This window comes from Halomonas sp. AOP30-A1-24, from assembly GCF_052378165.1.
Taxonomy (GTDB): Bacteria; Pseudomonadota; Gammaproteobacteria; order Pseudomonadales; family Halomonadaceae; genus Vreelandella; species Vreelandella citrativorans.
The window spans coordinates 134,108-152,515 of the sequence record NZ_JBQSXL010000002.1; the positions used below are offsets into that span (position 1 = coordinate 134,108).

Here is an 18,408-nt window from a genome sequence, read left to right on the forward strand (position 1 = left end):
ACAGGGGGCATGAGACGACGAATAAGTGTGCGAGTATTAATGCCCCATCCAAATAGGCACTCCCTGCTGGCCAAGCAACTGCGCCGTTTCATAAAGCGGCAAACCCACAACGGCAGAGTGGCTACCCTTGATTTCTTCGACAAAAATGGCGGCCAAGCCTTGTATGGCATATCCGCCCGCCTTGTCCGCTGGCTCACCCGTTAACCAGTAATCGCTAATTTCCTGAGCGGTGACCTGTCGCATCTTGACGTCCGTCGTTACGCAGCAACACAGCACCCCCTTGGGCCCCGTAACAGCCACCGCCGTCAGCACCTGATGCGTCCGATTCGACAACTGCCTCAGCATGGCGGCGGCATCGTCTGCATTAACCGGCTTGCCCAGAATAGTACCGTCTACCACTACGGCGGTATCCGACCCAAGCACCGGTAACAGCGTCTTCGGCGCAGCGGCCAAGGCCTTGGCAACCGCAAGACGCTGTACATAAGCCGCTGCTGACTCTCCCTGTTTCGGCGTTTCATCTACATCGCTGGGTATAACACTCACCGTCACCCCAATGGACGCCAGCAGGTCTCGCCGCCTGGGTGAAGCAGACGCCAAACAAAGCATGGGCGATGATGTAGTAGCCAGCGTTGACTGCATGCCTAAGCCCCCAGTAAGCGTCTTTCCAGTGCCTTAAACATGGTAGCTAACCATGGCCATAAAAAGGCACTGATTAACGCCGACATCAGGAAAGAGAGGTGTATTGAGAACTCCCCGGTTAAGGTACGTAACCACTGTTCGACTAACTGCACCAGACCAAGCAGCACCAGCACCAGCAGCGACTGTTGAACCAGTGAATACGCTCGAAAGCGCGGATACACTAGGGCGCATAGAAACGCTAATAACGACAATATCAGCGCATGTTGGCCAAGCGCCGTTCCCTCTATCAGGTCAAGCAGCAGCCCAAGTACAAAGCCATGGAAAACACCGACTCGGTCAGGTGATCGCATACACCAGTAAATCAGCATCAGCCCGATCCATTCAGGCCGATAAACTTGCCACCCCTCGGCCAGTGGCATGACTTGCAAACACAGCGCCAGAATCAAGCTAAACCACACCACTACCAAAGGTACAACAGGTGCGCGCGCCATTAGCGAACCTCCTGAGGGTCAGCAGGTACCGCTGGCGCAAGGCGCTGGGCTGCATGTATCGCGCTGGCTGAGATATCCATGGACTCATCCCAAATTGAATCTTCGATGTCTTCGCGCGGCGGTGGGAAAAGTAGCAAGAAATGACGAGCACGCTGCAACTGGGCAGTAGGTTCAGCCGTTACATGCGCAAATGGCTGGCCGGGGTCATGATAAACGTTGGTAACGCGCGCAACGGGGTATCCTGGTGGAAAACGACCGGCAATCCCTGAGGTGGTGAGCAAGTCGCCTTCCCGAATATCCGCCGTGTCTGGCACGTGTAATACATTGACGCTGCCATAGCGACCAGCCCCCTGGACAATAAAGCGCAATCCGTTACGGTTAATCTGAACCGGCAATGCATGGCTTGCATCTGCCAGCAACAGCACACGACTAGAGTACGCTGAAACGGCTGTCACTTGGCCTACCAGCCCCGACGCATCAATCACAGGCTGCCCAACATACGCCCCGTTACGATGCCCACGATCAACCACCATTTGATGGCTAAACGGGTCATTATCCAGGGAAAGCAGCTCTGCACTGATATAAGGAATTTGGCGCCGTTCTGCGGCGTTTAATAGATGACGAAGCTCGGTATTTTCAGCCGTCAGGTTGGCCATGCGCTGCCCACGATGAGACAGCGTCAGAATTTGTTCGCGCAGTCGGCGGTTTTCGTCCACCAATGCCTGCTGATCAGACAGCGCGAGCGCGCCCCAATTCAATAGATCGCTAGGCACGCTAACAATCCATTGAACAGGCGCAACAACCATCGTCATTTGGGCGCGCACGCCTTCCATGCGTGTAAATCGGTGGTCGGCAAACATCAAGGCGCTTGCCGCCAGCACGCAGAAAAACAGCCGGTAGCCCGGCAGCGACCCGTGTGAAAATAGCGGTTTAATAGGCAATCCCCCGCGATAAACCGCTAAAAATTAGTCGCTTGAGAGCAGCTCAAAAGTGTGCTGATCGATCATTTCAAGCGCTTTACCGCCGCCTCTTGCCACACAGGTAAGTGGGTCTTCGGCAACGATGACCGGCAATCCCGTCTCTTCAGCAATCAGCTTATCGAGGTCGCGCAGCAACGCGCCACCGCCTGTTAACACCAAACCGCGCTCCGCAATATCAGAAGCAAGCTCTGGGGGCGACTGCTCAAGTGCGCTTTTAACAGCGGCGACAATCGAGCCAAGCGTTTCCTGCAGCGCTTCCAGAATCTCGTGCGAGTTCAACGTGAAGCTGCGCGGTATACCTTCCGCTAAATTACGCCCACGGACGTCGATTTCACGCAGCTCACCACCGGGGTAGGCGCAACCAATCTCTTCCTTGATTCGCTCAGCCGTGGCTTCACCAATCAAGCTGCCATAGTGGCGGCGCACGTACGCGGTGATCGCCTCATCAAAACGGTCACCGCCTACGCGGATCGATTCTGAATACACCACGCCATTAAGCGAAATAATGGCAATCTCGGTGGTACCACCACCAATATCTACCACCATCGAACCTTGCGCTTCCTCAACTGGCAGCCCTGCGCCAATCGCAGCAGCCATTGGCTCTTCGATCAGGAACACTTCACGGGCGCCAGCCCCTTCAGCGGACTCACGGATCGCTCGCCGTTCAACCTGCGTTGACATGCACGGTACGCATACCAGTACGCGCGGGCTAGGCGTCAGGAAGGTGCTCTGGTGCACTTTACGAATAAAGTGCTGAAGCATCTGCTCGGTGACTGTAAAGTCGGCGATAACGCCGTCTTTCATGGGCCGGATGGCGGTAATATTGCCAGGCGTACGTCCCAGCATGCGCTTTGCGTCGGCACCTACCGATGCCACGCTACGCATACTGCCAGACTGGCGAATGGCGACAACGGACGGTTCATCAAGCACGATGCCACGACCGCGAACATAAATCAGTGTGTTGGCCGTACCCAGATCGATCGACAGATCGCTGGAAAACAGCCCCCTCAAACGTTTGAACATGGATGTTGTTACCTAGTGCAGACCGGGAACCCTGTGCGGATGCAAACGGTATCACCGCAACCCCTTGGCAGCAAGCACGAGTCGCGCTGAACACTGCCCGCGGAGGTCAAAATGTGCTACCTTTTGCGGCTATTTTCCACGTCTGCTACACAAGACGTTTTTTTCGATGACTGATTGTATACCGTATAACGCGGAATATGTTCCATCTCACGTTTTAGCGAGGAATTTTCGATCATGGCGCTTGAAGAATCTCATGTGCGCCGGGCTGCGCATCTGGCCCGACTCGCCGTCAGCGATGACCAGGCTATTGGCTTTGTAGACGATCTAAGCCGCATTCTGGACATGGTCGACCAATTACAAAGCATTGATACAGAGGGAGTTTCTCCGCTTTCACACCCATTGGACGCCACCCAGCGCCTGCGTGCGGACGAAGTAACCGAAACCAACCAGCGCGACACCTTTCAGCGTTGTGCTCCGGCAGTGGAAAACGGCCTATATCTGGTCCCCCGTGTCGTTGAGTAAGAAAGCCGTGTTTTTAAGGCTGTTTTAACGACAGTTTTAATGACGGTTTTAAAGACAGTTTTAACGACGGTTTCCACACTTTTCATACGTTCTCGAACGGAGCTTTCGGGTCATGCTTGATAAAACGTTAACGCAACTCGCTGCCGCCTTAAAAAGTGGTGAGTTTTCCAGCCGCGAGTTAACCTCGCACTATTTACAAAAAATTGAAAAAGCTGATAGCAAGATCAACAGCTTTATTACCGTGACCGCTGAACAGGCGCTTAATCAGGCCGAAGCGGCCGATAAAGCACGCGCAGCGGGTAATGCCGGGCTGCTTACCGGCATTCCTTTGGCGTTAAAAGATATTTTTTGTACACGCGATGTAAAAACCAGCTGTGGCTCCAAAATGCTGGATAACTTCATCGCGCCGTATGATGCCACCGTCGTAGAGAAGCTTAATGCGGCCGGCACCATCAGCCTGGGTAAAACCAATATGGATGAGTTCGCCATGGGCTCCTCCAATGAGAATAGCTACTACGGTGCGGTTAAAAACCCTTGGGATTCAACCGCTGTTCCCGGCGGCAGTTCCGGCGGAAGCGCTGCTGCAGTCGCTGCCGGCCTTGTGCCTGCGGCCATGGGTACCGATACCGGCGGCTCTATTCGCCAGCCGGCGGCTTTTTGCGGCATTACGGGGTTGAAGCCCACTTACGGGCGCGTTTCGCGCTACGGCATCATTGCCTACGCATCCAGCCTGGACCAGGCAGGCCCCATGGCCCGCTCGGCTTCCGACTGCGCGCATTTGATGAACGTGATTGCGGGTCACGACGTACGCGACTCCACCAGCGTCGCCCGCGGTGTGCCTGACTATACCGAAACCCTCAATGCACCGCTTTCAGGCCTAAAAATCGGCCTACCGAAAGAGTATTTTGGTGACGGACTAGACCCCGAGGTCGAAAAAGCCGTGCGTGACGCGGTAAGCGTGTATGAGTCGCTGGGTGCGACGGTACGCGAAGTGAGCCTTCCGCATACTCACTATGCGATTCCGGCCTACTACGTCATCGCCCCTGCGGAAGCTTCCTCCAACCTGTCGCGCTATGACGGCGTGCGCTTTGGATACCGCTGCAATGAGCCGGTCGATTTAGTCGATCTTTACATGCGCAGCCGTGCCGAAGGCTTCGGTGAAGAGGTCAAACGACGCATTCTGATTGGTACGCATACTCTTTCTGAAGGCTTTTTTGACGCCTACTACACCAAAGCGCAGAAAGTTCGCCGCTTGATTCGCCAGGACTTTTTAGACGCGTTTGAAGATGTTGACGTCTTGATGGGGCCGGCCTCGCCGACGCCGGCCTTTGACCTGGGTGCCAAAAAAGATCCGGTCTCGATGTATCTGCAGGATATTTATACGATTGCCGTGAACCTGGCGGGCATCCCCGGCATCAGCGTACCCGCAGGCTTTGCCGGCGGCCGCCCAGTAGGCTTACAGATTCTGGGTACGCACTTTGCTGAAGCGCAGCTTTTAAATGTGGCGCACCAGTATCAGCAAGCGACCGACTGGCACCTTCAACTTCCTGCTATTGCCGAGGAGCACGCCTAATGCAATGGGAAACCGTAATTGGGCTGGAAGTCCACGTACAGCTCGCGACTCGCTCCAAGATTTTCTCTGGTGCTTCTACCGCGTTTGGCGCTGAGCCAAATACCCAAGCATGCGCGGTTGATTTGGGCCTTCCAGGAACGCTGCCTGTTCTCAACGAGCAGGCCGTGGCCATGGCCGTTCAGTTTGGTCTAGCGGTCCATGCGGATATTGCTGAAGTATCGGTATTTGATCGCAAAAACTACTTCTACGCGGACCTACCCAAAGGCTATCAAACCAGCCAGATGTATCAGCCCATAGTGGGTCCTGGGGACGTGGAAATTACCCTGGATGACGATACTACCAAGCGTATTCGCATTCACCATGCGCACCTGGAAGAAGACGCTGGAAAGTCGCTGCACGAAGACTTTTTAGGCATGACCGGCATCGATTTAAACCGTGCAGGCACTCCGCTGCTAGAGATCGTTTCCGAGCCGGATATGCGCAGCGCCAAAGAAGCCGCCGCGTATCTTAAAGCGATCCACTCCATCGTTACGTATCTGGGCATTTCCGACGGCAATATGGCCGAAGGCTCAATGCGCTGCGATGTGAACGTGTCTGTGCGCCCGAAAGGCCAGGAAGCCTTTGGCACCCGGGCAGAGATCAAAAACGTTAACTCGTTCCGCTTTGTCGAGCGGGCGATTGCGTTTGAAGTAGAGCGCCAGATTGAGCTCATCGAAGACGGTGGTACTGTCGTTCAAGAGACGCGCCTGTTTGATCCTGAGCGCGATGAAACCCGCAGCATGCGGACCAAAGAGGAAGCCAACGACTACCGCTACTTCCCCTGCCCCGACCTACTGCCCGTCGTACTTGATAACGCTTACCTGGACCACTTACGCAGCCAACTGCCTGAACTGCCCGCCGACAAGCGTGAGCGCTTCAAGAGTGAGCTAGGCCTTTCTGCTTATGACGCCGCGGTGCTATCTGCCAGCCGTGAAATGGCCGAGTTCTTTGAGGAGGTTCACCAAGGTTGCGGTGATGCCAAGCAGGCCGCAAACTGGGTACAGGGCGAGCTTTCCGGGGCGCTTAACCGTGAGAACCTCGCCATCAACAGCAGCCCCATATCGGCGCGCCAGCTGGGCGAGCTACTTAGCCGAGTGATTGACGATACGATCAACGGCAAAGCCGCCAAGCAGGTCTTCCAGGCGCTCTGGAATGGCCAGGGCGAAAGTGCCGACGCCATCATCGAAGCCAAAGGGCTTAAACAGGTCACTGATACCGGCGCGATTGAAGCCATGATCGACCAGGTGATCTCTGAAAGCCCGGCTCAGGTCGCGCAGTATCGCGACGCAGAACCTGAAAAACGCGGCAAGATGATTGGCTACTTTGTGGGTCAGGTAATGAAAGCCTCGCGCGGCACGGCTAACCCCCAGCAGGTTAACGGCGTGTTAAAAGAGAAGCTCGACGCGCTGCTGTAAGCATCAACGTTTGGCTCGTACAGCAACGCGAACGGCGGCCTTGGGGCCGCCGTTTTTATTACCTTAAAACGGTTCTTTCAAGCCAACTGACCTGGCGACATATAACGCGCTAACTGAGCGCAGCCTGCTGCCCATACATCTGCCTCTAACTCCGCAATGCCCGCGGTGTCGAACCCCAGCCCCTGGCCCGGCCTGCCCTCCACCAGCAGTTCCGTCAGATTACCCACCAGCGGCATATGGCTGACCAGCATTATCGGCGCGCTGTCTGGCTGTGTTAACAACCATTCGCTTACCTTGGCCGGGTCATCCTCTGGGGTTATAAAGTCCAGCGTGCTTAGCGAACAGCCTAATGCCTCAGCGACAATACGTGCCGTTTGTTGCGCACGCGCATAGGGGCTTGCATAGAGAACCGGTACGAAAAGCTCCCCTTTTGCCAAGCGTGCAGCCAGCCATTGCGCCATCATGGCGGCTTCGTGCTCCCCCTGCGGGGTGAGCAGCCGTTTGCTATCCAGAAAGCCGGGCGCTGCTTCTCCGTGGCGCATAATGAATAAGCTACTCATGCCAGCCTCGATTATCCAAATGGGCCTGCTGAACTGCCTCACGGGGCAGAATAAATTCTACATCACTGCTCTGCTCGCCCATCATCAGCGTACGCGCCATCTCCTGGGCAGGCACACCGCCGAAGAGAACATGGGAGAGGCCTTCGGCAAGCGGCATATATACACCCATTTCCTGCGCCTTGGCACACACCAGCTTAACCGTATTGACGCCTTCAGCCACTTGGCCAAGCGCGGAAACAGCCTCTTCAAGGCTGCGCCCCTCGCCCATGGCATACCCCACGCGATAATTACGCGACAGGTTCGACGAACAGGTCACAATCAAGTCGCCCACCCCGGCAAGGCCAAGGAATGTCATGGGGTTAGCCCCCTGGGCCACGGCAAAGCGGCTCATTTCAGCCAGCGCCCGAGTCATTAGCATGCTGCGGGTATTTTCCCCCATACCCAACGCAGCGGCCATGCCCGCCGCAATGGCATAAATATTCTTAAGTGCACCGCCCAATTCCACCCCGTGGCGATCATTGCTGGCATAAACACGAAAGTAGCGGCAGCCCAATGCTTGCTGCACACGGGTGCGCGTTAGCGCATCGGCACTGGCAATCACTGTCGCCGTTAGCTGCTTATCGGCTATTTCTGAGGCAAGGTTGGGGCCTGCGATGACGCCAATATGGGAAAAGCCGGTTTCATCCGCTAACACCTGACTCATCAGCAGAAAGCTATCCGACTCAATACCTTTGGTGGTACTGACCAGAATTTGTCTTGCCTTTAGCCAAGGTTTCGCGGCCTGCACCACGCTTCGAAACGCCTTTGAGGGAATGGCGATAAGCACAAGCTCGGCATCGTCCAGCACCGTGTGCAGGTCCGTTGAGGCTTGAACGGCAGGATTCATCGCATAGTGAGGCAAGTAGCGACCGTTACGGTGCTCTTGATTAATTTGTGCGACCAGCGCTTCGTCTCGCATCCATTGACGCACATGGGCACCGTTATCCGCCGCGATGCTGGCAAGCGCCGTACCGAAACTGCCACCTCCCAGCACCGCGACCTTGATTTGCTGCTCAGCCATAAGGATGTCCTGAAAAAATCACGCGAAAAGTAACAGCTACTTTATCAAAACAAACGGCCCGCTTGGGAATCCAAACGGGCCGTGAAAAGTAGCAACGACGATTAAGCGGTCAGTACGCTGTTTAGACGCTTCACATAAGCGGCTGGGTCGTCCAGATGACCACCTTCGGCGATAATCGCCTGGTCAAGCAGGATGTGCGCCAGCTGTGTGAAGATCTCGCCTTCTGCTCCTTCCAGGCGTGTTACCAGCGGGTGCTCCGGATTGAGCTCTAAAATGGGCTTAACGTCCGGCATTTTTTGCCCGGCGGCTTCCATAATGCGGCGCATTTGAAAGCCCATTTCATGCTCAGGCAGCACGACGCAGGCCGGTGAGCCGGTCAAACGATGGGTAACCTTGACGTCCTGTACACCATCGCTAAGCGCTTCTTTAACGCGCTTCAGCAAGTCTTCTTTCGCCTTGGCTGTCTCTTCCTGAGCCTTTTTCTCGGCTTCGTCTTCGACATCACCAAGGTCCAGCTCGCCTTTGGCAACATCCGCAAAGGATTTACCGTCAAACTCGGTCAGATGGCTCATCAGCCACTCATCAATACGGTCAGACAGCAGCAGAACTTCGATACCTTTCTTACGGAAGATCTCCAGGTGCGGGCTGTTTTTCGCCGCATTGAAGCTATCTGCTACCACGTAGTAGATCTTCTGCTGGCCTTCTTTCATGCGCTCGACGTAGTCGGCAAGCGATTGATCCTGGGTAGCGGTGTCGCTGTGCGTGGACGCAAAGCGTAAAAGACCAGCAACTTTTTCGCGGTTAGCAAAATCTTCGCCTGGGCCTTCCTTCAGCACGCTGCCGAAGGTGTTCCAGAAGGTTTGGTACTCTTCGCTGTCCTTGGAAAGCTTTTTAAGCATATCCAGCGCACGCTTGGTCAGCGCCCCTTTGATCTTGTCGACCTGCGGGTCCTGCTGCAAAAGTTCGCGGGAAACGTTGAGCGACAAATCGCGCGTATCCAATACGCCTTTGATAAAGCGCAGGTAGAGCGGCAGGAACTGTTCAGCGTCATCCATGATAAATACGCGCTGCACATAAAGCTTAACGCCGCGAGCGCCATCGCGCTCATACATATCAAAAGGCGCCCGGCCCGGCACGTAGAGCAAACTAGTGTACTCAAGCTTGCCCTCTACCTTGTTGTGGCTCCAGGCAAGCGGGTCGCTAAAGTCATGGGCAACGTGCTTATAAAACGCCTTGTACTCGTCATCAGAAACATCGCTCTTGGGGCGCGCCCAGAGTGCAGTGGCTTCGTTAACGGTTTCCCACGTGGTGACTTCGCTACCTTCGATGTCGTTGCCTTCATCATCCTTGACCGTTTCGGTCTTGGGCATGCGCACGGGCACTTCAATATGATCAGAGTACTTGCGCACCAGGTTTTGAAGGCGGTAATCGTCAGCAAACTCTTTAGCGTCTTCTTTCAGATAAAGCGTAATTTCGGTGCCGTGAAGCTCGCGCTCAATATCAGCGACGGTAAACTCACCTTCGCCTTTAGAGCGCCACTCAACGCCTTCAGAGGCGGCCGTCCCGGCTTTGCGGGTACGCACTGCCACTTCGTCAGCCACAATAAAGCCTGAGTAGAAACCTACACCGAACTGGCCGATCAACTTGGCATCTTTTTGCTGCTCGCCTGACATCTGCTTTAAAAACTCAGCGGTGCCTGAGCGGGCGATGGTGCCCAGATTAGCGATAACGTCTTCGCGGTTCATACCAATACCGTTGTCGCGCAACGTAATGGTATTGGCTTCTTTATCGTGCTCAATTTCTACTCGAAGCTCGCTGTCGCCTTCGTACAGCGCATCGTTATCTAGCGCCGCGTAGCGCAGTTTGTCACAGGCATCCGCGGCGTTAGAGATAAGCTCACGCAGGAAAATCTCCCGGTTGGAATACAGGGAGTGAATCATCAGGTTGAGAAGCTGCTTAACTTCTGTTTGAAAGCCTAACGTTTCTTCGTGGGTCGCTGTTGACATTCGCCTAGCCCTCATCAATCACGTTTGTTTAGAGTTCCTGCCTCCCAATGAGACAGGAACGAAAAAATGTGTGAGTTGGATATGGGGATAAGCAGAGCGATTTCAAGAAGGTGAGTGTTGAGAAGTAGTGATATCAATATCGCCGTACTTCCAGGCGCGGTAATCTGCCAAGCGCTGGTCAATACGGTTGAGAAGCCAGCCAACGATAATGACATCGTCAATCAGACCTATGAAAACGAGAAAGTCCGGAATTAAATCGAACGGCATTGCAAGGTAGGCAAGCGCCAGCGTCATCATGCCAAAGGCAGCCCAGGGCACAGGCCGAAAGCGACCGCTCAGGACATCAGACGTCATGGGCACAAACAGTTTCAGTGCGCGTCCGATACGTTTTACAGCCCAGAGGCGGGATTTAAGTCGACGAAATAGCCACAACGTGGATAATCGAGCCATCGTAATTGAATCCTCCAAGTGTCACGATTGTCTGAACACTATTTGACCATTTCGTTCACTATTAGCGGTTGCCAATCCGTTAGCGAGAAAGAGAGAAAATTATGCAGGCATCGCCATTCAGATCCCCTTTTCGCACTTTATGCGCGGCAATCCTGGTGGGCTTACCCACTGCCTCATGGGCTGCTTCTGATACCGCTATGCGCGATGCGTTAGAAGCCGCTCGTCAACAACAGTGGAACCACATCGACGAGCGCGCTATTGAAGGCCATGTGCTGAGCGGCTATGTCGACTACCACCGATTACGCAATCAACTACCCAACGTCTCGACGGCCCAAGTACAACGCTTTATTGACCAGCATAACGACTCTCCGCTTTCTGAGTGGCTACGCGGCCAGGCCATTGCCCAGTATGGCCACGCGGGGCGTTATAGCGATTTGCTGGCCGTTGCCGATGGCGAACCTGCAGGCACCGCTCGCCAGTGTTATTACTATACAGCCATACTGGATTCACAGCCCCAGCAGGCCGCAGAGGCAGGCCTTGCACTTTGGCTTGAAGGAAGCTCTCAGCCCGATGCGTGTGACCCCCTGTTTGACCGCCTGCGGGCTAACGGCACGATTGATTCAAAGGCTATCTGGGAGCGAAGAATGCTCGCTTGGCAAGCCGGTGAAGATCGTCTCTCAGACTATTTAGACGGGCTGCTCAGTGGCCAGTGGCACACCGCTATTGAAACCGCCGACCAAGTGAATACCAATACCCGCGCGGTCACCTCAGCGCCCGCCTGCCTTGGCCCTGAATGCGCGGCAACCGCCAGTTTCTACAAAGCCGCGATGCAGCGGTTCACCCGTGAAGATACCCCGGCCGCATTGAGTAGCTGGCAAACCATCGCGCCCAACTTGAACCTTCTACCCAGTGATCAGCAAACCATTGAAGAAGAGTTGGCTTTCTATGCACTGGTACGCAATGTACCCGGCGCCTTAGGCTGGGTAGATGACGTTCTTCCCTCGTTGGATAGCGAGCGCGTGCTTGAGCTACGCGTACGTCGTGCATTGGCAGACCGGCAGTGGCAGGAGGTGATTCACTGGATTGCGGAAATGCCCACCAGCCAACAAGAAAACAGCCGCTGGCAGTACTGGCTGGGGCGTGCCAATGAACAGCTGGGCAGCCAGGAGGCAGCCACCGCTCGCTACCGTCAGGCGGCGACCGACCGCAGCTTTTATGGGTTTGCGGCCGCTGAACAACTTGGCCAGCCTTACCAGCTCAATCTTGAGCGCAATCATTTTGATGAGACTTCACGCGAACGCACTGCACGCCTCCCCGTGGTCCAGCGTACCGAAGCGCTGCTACGCATTGGCGAAGACGGCCTTGCCAATAGCGAATGGCTGTATGCGGTGAAAAACGGCACGCCCCAGCAGGCGCGCGCCCTGGCCGATTATGCAGCCCATCAACAGTGGCATGCACGCCTGGTACAGACCACGATTGCTGGCAGCATGTGGGATGCGCTTGATTGGCGCTTCCCCGAGGCTTACCGGGAGAGCTTTATGCACTGGGGCCACCAAACCGGTGTAGACCCGTATATGCTAATGGCGATTACCCGTCGTGAAAGTGCCTATAACCCGGTAGCGCTCTCTCCAGCAGGCGCCCGCGGTTTGATGCAGTTAATGCCCGGCACGGCAAGCCTGGTAAGTCGCCAATTGGGTATTAGTGACCCAGGGCCTTACGGCATTCTTGACCCTGAACTTAATATTCGCCTGGGCAGCACTTATCTGCGCAACAAGCTTAACCGCTATCAGGGTAACCGACTTGCCGCCGCTGCCGCCTATAATGCTGGCCCTGGGCGTGTTGATCAGTGGCTGGGAAGCGGCATGGAGTCATTTGATCTGTTTGTGGAAAGCATTCCCTTTAAAGAAACACGCGATTATGTGCAGGCGGTGCTTAGCTATCGGGTAATTTTTGAAAGTTTGGCCAACGGTGGTAACAGCGAAGGTGTTTCACTGTTAAGTGATAGTGAACAACAGGTACGTTACGACCGCGCTTTGCTGGCTCGTCAATAAGCGTACAAAGGTAATCGCGCTTACTGCCTGGTCAGTTTACTCACCAAGCGCCCAGTTATACTGGGCGCTGCTCCATCGCCAAACGGAGCCCAAACGCGACCAGCACCGCGCCAGTCGCGGCATTTAACGCCTGCGCAAAGCGCACGCTGGCGAGCCACTTGCTGGCGCCTCCCACCATGAATACCACGCTGATTTGCCAGATATTGGCAATGATAAAGTGGACACCTGCTAGCCACAGGGACTTGACCAACGCCGGATCACCCGGCGCAATAAACTGAGGCAAAAAAGCCATATAAAAAATAATCGTTTTTGGATTCAATACATTGGACAGCAAGCCTTCCTTAATGGGCTGCCAAAGCGGAACAGGAGAAGCAGCACCGATCACCCCTTTGACCGGTAATGGCTGGCCACGCCTTGCAGCTAACAAACTGGTGACCCCTAGCCATACCAGATACCCCGCCCCGACCAACTTTAATAGATGAAATGCCCAGGCCGACTGGAGCAGAATCAGTGAAATACCTAATGCCGAGATGGTCGCGTGTACAAACAGACCGCAGCAGATCGCTAAGCTGGTGGCAATGCCGTCCCGAGTCCCGCCTCGGGCAGTGTTACGGATAACCAGCAAGGTATCCACGCCAGGCGTAATCGACAACAGCGTAATAGCGACCAAAAAGGCCACAAACTGAGAATCTACAAGCTGTATTGACAACATATACGCGGCTCAACAAAAGTTAAGAAACATTAGATTGTTACTGGACGACCCATTTTTTTGCATCTACATTGATTTTGGCGGGCGAATCCTATGCAGGTTCGCTTGATCATTATAGGCACGTTAAGGAAACGACTAATGGCAACTGGCACCGTCAAGTGGTTCAACGATACGAAAGGTTACGGCTTCATCTCACCGGATGATGGCAGTGACGACCTGTTTGCGCACTTCTCCGAAATTCAAGCGGAAGGCTTCAAGACCCTGCAAGATGGTCAAAAAGTCAGCTTTGAGGTAACGCAGGGTAAAAAGGGCCTTCAGGCTTCTAACATTCGCCTTGCTTAATCATGGCCGAATGTAGCGAGGCCCGCCAAGGCGGGCCTTTTTATTGCCTGCTCAACGCGCCTTATTGATGAGTAGCGTTAGTATTATCGCTGTCTGCGTCTTCATTCAGAATAACCCCACGGCTACTACTGCCATTATGTTCACGCTCGATTTCCTGAAACTGCTCTTCAAGTCGCTTTTGGGCTTCCTCAAAGCGGCGTTCGGTATCCTCAATCAATGCATCAACATCGGTAGCTTCCCGGTTATCTTCCAAGCGCGAGCTTTCGGGTAGGCTGCTCTGTGTTTCCCACTCATTGGACAATGCTTCTTGCTCAATAGCATCGTACTCTTCGGCTTGTTGCTCTGCTTCTTCAAACTGCTCATTTAGGCGCCGTTGGGCTTCCTGAAAACGCTGTTCAGTCTCTTCAATCATTTGATCGACGTCGGAGCGCGTTGCCTCTCCTGGCAATGCGCCACCCTCTTGCAGTATCTCATCAGGGTCCGCCGCCAGAGTGTCTTCGCCTGCCGTTACCTCTTGGGCCTCGGGCTCGTCAGCGTTGACCGCATCATCTTGCATATCATCACGCAGCGCCTCGGCCTGCTCTAGCTCTTCAGCGGCCTGGCGCGCCTCAACGTCATCCTCTACCTCCGCAGGACTTGGCATATCCGCGGCATTTTCAGCGGCGGCCGGCGCTTCTTCCTCTTGTACAACGTCTTCATCAGAAACCGATGAAGGCTCATCCGGTGTCACATCAGTCTCTTCTTGAGAGTCACCACATGCGCTTAGCAATAGTGCCAAGGTGGCAACAACCGGTATCCATAAACGGTTTACCATTAGATTCCCCTTCTTAAATAACGCTTTTAAAGACAGCCTACGATCAGTGTCGGTCATTTGCTGACAGTAACGAGCAACCCTCAGGCAATAAAACGTGCAGCGCCAACGGCACCACTTCAACGCAAAAACGATCATACTGACACATTTCGCCGTCCAGCGTTAAGGGCCAAGCAGGATCATCTTTCTGAGTTGTGACCGTCAGCTCAGTCGCTGTGAAATAGCGTACATACTGCCCATCAGAGGGAAAGCTCTGAAGCTCGCTAATCAGCGTCGGCAGTTCCGTTACGGAGCTAAAATCCTTCACCAGAAGAACATCCAAGCGGCCATCATCAAGCTTGGCACGTGGGGCGAGCACCTGTCCGCCGCCTGATTGCCGGCCATTACCTAACGCCAATAACAGCAGCGAGACATCCTGCTCTTTATCGCCCCAGTGAAGCGTGCCACGATAGCTGCGATGCCGCCAGGCTTTAAGCGCCCCCATTAAGGAGTATGCACCTCCGCCTAACAAGCGTTTCAGCGTCTTCGGTGTTGAAGAGGTAATTTCCGCCCCAAATCCGCCCGTGGTCATGTTGACGTAGTACTGAACGACGGTTTTATTATTAGCCTCAGCCGTTACTCGTACGACATCAACGGGGTATGCGCTTAGTGTCCTTGCCTGTGCCAGCGCAGGGCTTGGCTCCAACGGTAACCCCGTGGAGGTGGCAAAGTCGTTGGCACTGCCCAGCGGCACAACGCCCAAAGCGGGACGCTTATCATGAGCGACACGCATTAGCCCGTTAACCACTTCGTTAACAGTGCCATCGCCGCCGCAGGCGATGACATGGGTGATGCCCATATCACATGCCTGCTCGGCAAAGAGAGCGGCGTCACCGCCCTCCCATGTTGAGCGCACGGTAATCGGCATCCCTGCCTCACGCTGCTCTTCAACGGCTTCACGCAGTGCCGGGTTCCCGGCTGATTTACCATTTATAATCAGTAAAAAATGCGGTTGTGAGTCGTTCACCAATGGCTTCCCTTTCATGGTTGGAACGCTGGGAGTGCTTACGCCAGCGCTTTTTCAACTACTTCATATACGTTCGAAGATAGCGGCTCTTTTTTGATACGTTCCAACTGCGCATGCATTAAGGCCTGGCGCGCTTCGTCAAAACGCTGCCAGCGTGTTAGCGGGGTAACCAATCGCGCGGCAATTTCCGGGTTTAGTCGATTAAGCTCAATCACCACATCGGCAAGCAGCGCGTAACCCTTACCATCCAGGCGATGGAAATTAACCCGATTTTGCGTAAAAGCACCCACTAGCGCACGTACTTTGTTTGGGTTCTTGATTGAAAATGCCGGATGCTGCATCAAGAACTCGACACGCTCCAGCACATCAGGCTGAGGCCGCGTCACCTGAATCGTAAACCACTGATCCATAACCAGCGAATCATGCGCCCATTTTTCACCAAACGCTTTTAAAGCGGGTGACGACACGTCATCACGTTCGCTATGCACAAGCAGCGTTAGCGCATGGCTCACATCGGTCATATTGTGGTCAGCGGCAAACTGGGCCTGACAAAATGCAATCGCCTGCTCATCCTCAATCGACATCAAATAGCTAAGCGCTATGTTTTTAAGACTACGCTGGGCGATTTGCTCAGGCGTTGGCGCGTAAGCCTCCTCCGAGCGATTGGCTTCAAACGTGGCCACAAATTCATCGCGAAGTGCTAACGCCAATGATTGGCGCACAAACTCACGCGCCGCGTGAATCGCATCGACATCGACGATCGGCTGCTGCTCGGCAATGTAGGCTTCAGAAGGCAGGGTTAGCATCTCGGCCAGCACCGCCTTGTCAGACGTGGAGCTTGTCAGCAGCGCTCTAAAGGCTTCCGTAACGCGGCCATCCATGACTTTTTCAACGCCATTACGATGCGCCGCGATCAGATCGTCCAACGCCAGCATGGCCAAGCGCTGACCGGCATCCCAGCGGTTAAAACCATCACTATCATGGGTGAGCAAAAATGCCAGTTCTTCACGTGAATAGGGGAAATGTAGCTTCACTGGCGCCGAGAAGTCACGCAGCAGTGACGGTACTGGCGCCTCGGCGACATCGGTAAAGACAAAGGTCTGCTCGTTATCGCGTAAATGGATCACCGCATCCTTGCCCAGCACTTCCCCGGCCATGGTCAGCGTTAAGTCCTGACCAGATTTGGTTCCCACCAGCCCCATCCGCACAGGGATATGCAGCGGCTGCTTCTCGGTTTGGCCGGGCGTGGCAGGCGTGCGCTGCCGAAGCGTTAGCCTGTATTCACTATGTACATAGTCGTATTCACCGTGGACATCAATCTCTGGCGTACCTGCCTGCGCGTACCAGCGCATAAATTGATCAAGCGTTTGGCCCGACGCCTCTTCCATACAGCCAACAAAGTCTTCAATGGTGACCGCCTGACCATCAAAGCGCTCAAAGTAGGCATCGGCCCCTTGGCGGAAATTTTCCCACCCCACCAGGTTACACAGCATACGCACTACTTCTGCACCCTTTTCATAAATAGTCAGGGTGTAGAAATTGGTGATTTCAATGTAGTGGTCGGGGCGCACAGGATGCGCAGTGGGGCCTGCATCTTCTGCAAACTGCGCCGTACGGAAAAAAGACACATCTTGAATACGCTTAACCGGCGCCGAGTTGGTATCAGCGGAAAAACACTGGTCCCTAAAAACGGTAAAGCCTTCTTTCAGCGATAGCTGGAACCAGTCACGACAGGTCACTCGATTGCCGGACCAGTTATGAAAATATTCGTGGGCCACAATGCCTTCCACGTTTTGAAACGTGGCATCGGTGGCGGTATTGGGATGCGTCAGTACAGCGGCAGAGTTGAAAATATTCAGCCCCTTGTTCTCCATCGCTCCCATATTGAAATCGTTAACGGCCACGATCATAAACAGATCAAGGTCATATTCGCGGCCATAGGTCTGTTCATCCCACGCCATGGAACGTTTGAGCGAAGCCATGGCGTGTTCGGTTTTATCCAGATTTTCCTCTTCTACCCAAATTTGCAGCGTGACATCACGGCCGCTCATGGTAGAAAAGTGGTCTTCAACCTTGTGTAAATCACCCGCTACCAACGCAAACAGGTAGCACGGTTTAGGATGCGGATCTTCCCATTTCACGAAATGGCGACCGTTTTCCAATATACCGCTGTCCACGGGGTTGCCGTTGGCCAGCAAAACGGGTTCGTTGTTTTGATCACCAATGACCGTGACGGTGAAGGTGGCCATCACATCCGGGCGGTCTGGGTAGAACGTAATGCGCCGAAAACCTTCCGCTTCACACTGGGTACAGTACATACCACTCGACTGGTAAAGCCCTTCCAGAGCAGTGTTAGCACCAGGCGCAATTTCTACCTCACTTTCAAGGCTGAACGTTCCCGGCAACTGCATAATACGCAGGCTGCCCTCATCCAATTGGTAATCCGCCTCCGCTAGCGGTGTGCCATCAATGGCCAACGAGATCAGCGACAGCTGCTCGCCATTCAGCACCAGAGGCGTTTGGGCGTCTACGTTTTCGTTACGTTCAATCAACAATCGTGCTTTTACACGGGTGGCAGCAGGGTCAAGATCAAACGTCAGCTCGGTGTGGGTGACCTGGTAGGCGGGCGGCTGATAGTCGCTTAAATAAACCGGCTGCGGATCAGACATAGTGCGTTAGCTCCTGTAATAAACGATGGTTGCGAGTAGGCAAAAAGAGTGGCAAAAACGGG

17 protein-coding genes are annotated in these 18,408 nt (G+C 54.4%); 5 read left to right on the forward strand and 12 right to left on the reverse strand.

The window, feature by feature from the left end:
• Positions 1-36: 36 nt before the first annotated feature.
• Genes ACT3TJ_RS01835 through ACT3TJ_RS01850 form a run of 4 tightly spaced genes read right to left on the reverse strand, consistent with a single transcriptional unit; the run spans position 37 to position 3,133 of the window.
• Positions 37-639 (reverse strand): Maf family protein, encoded by a 603-nt coding sequence (locus ACT3TJ_RS01835; protein ID WP_193053816.1) that lies wholly within the window; start codon positions 637-639, stop codon positions 37-39.
• Between the two features lie 2 nt (positions 640-641).
• Entirely contained in the window at positions 642-1,130 is a 489-nt protein-coding gene (gene mreD, locus ACT3TJ_RS01840) for a rod shape-determining protein MreD (protein ID WP_441677028.1), read from the reverse strand.
• The gene (gene mreC, locus ACT3TJ_RS01845; RefSeq protein WP_193053817.1) at positions 1,130-2,071 is read right to left on the reverse strand and encodes a rod shape-determining protein MreC; all 942 of its coding nucleotides are present in this window, start codon (positions 2,069-2,071) and stop codon (positions 1,130-1,132) included. The genes mreD and mreC overlap by 1 nt, the downstream gene beginning before the upstream one ends.
• A gap of 24 nt (positions 2,072-2,095) precedes the next feature.
• Positions 2,096-3,133: a rod shape-determining protein gene (locus tag ACT3TJ_RS01850; RefSeq protein WP_087109456.1), complete on the reverse strand. Its 1,038-nt coding sequence runs from the start codon at positions 3,131-3,133 to the stop codon at positions 2,096-2,098.
• A gap of 234 nt (positions 3,134-3,367) precedes the next feature.
• Here ACT3TJ_RS01850 and gatC point away from each other — a divergent pair, with 234 nt between their 5' ends.
• From gatC to gatB, 3 genes are all read left to right on the forward strand, one after another.
• A complete protein-coding gene (gatC, locus tag ACT3TJ_RS01855) occupies positions 3,368-3,655 on the forward strand; it encodes an Asp-tRNA(Asn)/Glu-tRNA(Gln) amidotransferase subunit GatC (RefSeq protein WP_087109458.1) in 288 nt (95 codons plus the stop codon).
• A gap of 112 nt (positions 3,656-3,767) precedes the next feature.
• A complete protein-coding gene (gene gatA / locus ACT3TJ_RS01860; RefSeq protein ID WP_193053818.1) occupies positions 3,768-5,228 on the forward strand; it encodes an Asp-tRNA(Asn)/Glu-tRNA(Gln) amidotransferase subunit GatA in 1,461 nt (486 codons plus the stop codon).
• On the forward strand, positions 5,228-6,682 hold the full coding sequence (gene gatB / locus ACT3TJ_RS01865; RefSeq protein ID WP_172116296.1) for an Asp-tRNA(Asn)/Glu-tRNA(Gln) amidotransferase subunit GatB: 1,455 nt from the start codon (positions 5,228-5,230) through the stop codon (positions 6,680-6,682). The genes gatA and gatB overlap by 1 nt, the downstream gene beginning before the upstream one ends.
• Before the next feature lie 77 nt (positions 6,683-6,759).
• On the opposite strand, the gene sixA is transcribed toward gatB, so the two are convergent.
• From sixA to ACT3TJ_RS01885, 4 genes are all read right to left on the reverse strand, one after another.
• A complete protein-coding gene (sixA, locus tag ACT3TJ_RS01870; RefSeq protein ID WP_193053819.1) occupies positions 6,760-7,242 on the reverse strand; it encodes a phosphohistidine phosphatase SixA in 483 nt (160 codons plus the stop codon).
• On the reverse strand, positions 7,235-8,302 hold the full coding sequence (locus ACT3TJ_RS01875) for an NAD(P)H-dependent glycerol-3-phosphate dehydrogenase (protein ID WP_193053820.1): 1,068 nt from the start codon (positions 8,300-8,302) through the stop codon (positions 7,235-7,237). Before ACT3TJ_RS01875 ends, sixA begins: the two co-directional genes overlap by 8 nt.
• A 101-nt stretch (positions 8,303-8,403) precedes the next feature.
• Positions 8,404-10,308, reverse strand: coding sequence for a molecular chaperone HtpG (gene htpG, locus ACT3TJ_RS01880; protein ID WP_444621397.1), 1,905 nt, complete (start codon positions 10,306-10,308; stop codon positions 8,404-8,406).
• 102 nt (positions 10,309-10,410) lie between these two features.
• Positions 10,411-10,758 carry a YkvA family protein gene (locus ACT3TJ_RS01885; protein WP_193053822.1) on the reverse strand — a complete coding sequence of 116 codons (348 nt, stop codon included), beginning with the start codon at positions 10,756-10,758 and terminating at the stop codon, positions 10,411-10,413.
• A gap of 101 nt (positions 10,759-10,859) precedes the next feature.
• Between ACT3TJ_RS01885 and ACT3TJ_RS01890 the strand changes: the two genes are divergently transcribed.
• Positions 10,860-12,809, forward strand: a complete 1,950-nt coding sequence (locus tag ACT3TJ_RS01890; protein ID WP_193053823.1) for a transglycosylase SLT domain-containing protein — start codon at positions 10,860-10,862, stop codon at positions 12,807-12,809.
• Positions 12,810-12,864: 55 nt separating this feature from the next.
• Here ACT3TJ_RS01890 and ACT3TJ_RS01895 read toward each other — a convergent pair whose 3' ends face one another.
• Entirely contained in the window at positions 12,865-13,521 is a 657-nt protein-coding gene (locus ACT3TJ_RS01895; RefSeq protein ID WP_193053824.1) for a LysE family translocator, read from the reverse strand.
• Positions 13,522-13,656: 135 nt separating this feature from the next.
• Here ACT3TJ_RS01895 and ACT3TJ_RS01900 point away from each other — a divergent pair, with 135 nt between their 5' ends.
• On the forward strand, positions 13,657-13,860 hold the full coding sequence (locus ACT3TJ_RS01900; protein ID WP_018915713.1) for a cold-shock protein: 204 nt from the start codon (positions 13,657-13,659) through the stop codon (positions 13,858-13,860).
• Between the two features lie 61 nt (positions 13,861-13,921).
• Here the strand turns inward: ACT3TJ_RS01900 and ACT3TJ_RS01905 are convergent, their stop codons facing one another.
• Genes ACT3TJ_RS01905 through pepN form a run of 3 tightly spaced genes read right to left on the reverse strand, consistent with a single transcriptional unit; the run spans position 13,922 to position 18,346 of the window.
• Positions 13,922-14,674, reverse strand: coding sequence for a hypothetical protein (locus tag ACT3TJ_RS01905; RefSeq protein WP_193053825.1), 753 nt, complete (start codon positions 14,672-14,674; stop codon positions 13,922-13,924).
• A gap of 43 nt (positions 14,675-14,717) precedes the next feature.
• The gene (gene yegS, locus ACT3TJ_RS01910) at positions 14,718-15,677 is read right to left on the reverse strand and encodes a lipid kinase YegS (RefSeq protein ID WP_193053826.1); all 960 of its coding nucleotides are present in this window, start codon (positions 15,675-15,677) and stop codon (positions 14,718-14,720) included.
• A 38-nt stretch (positions 15,678-15,715) separates the two neighbouring features.
• Positions 15,716-18,346: an aminopeptidase N gene (gene pepN / locus ACT3TJ_RS01915; protein WP_444621396.1), complete on the reverse strand. Its 2,631-nt coding sequence runs from the start codon at positions 18,344-18,346 to the stop codon at positions 15,716-15,718.
• Positions 18,347-18,408 lie beyond the last annotated feature (62 nt).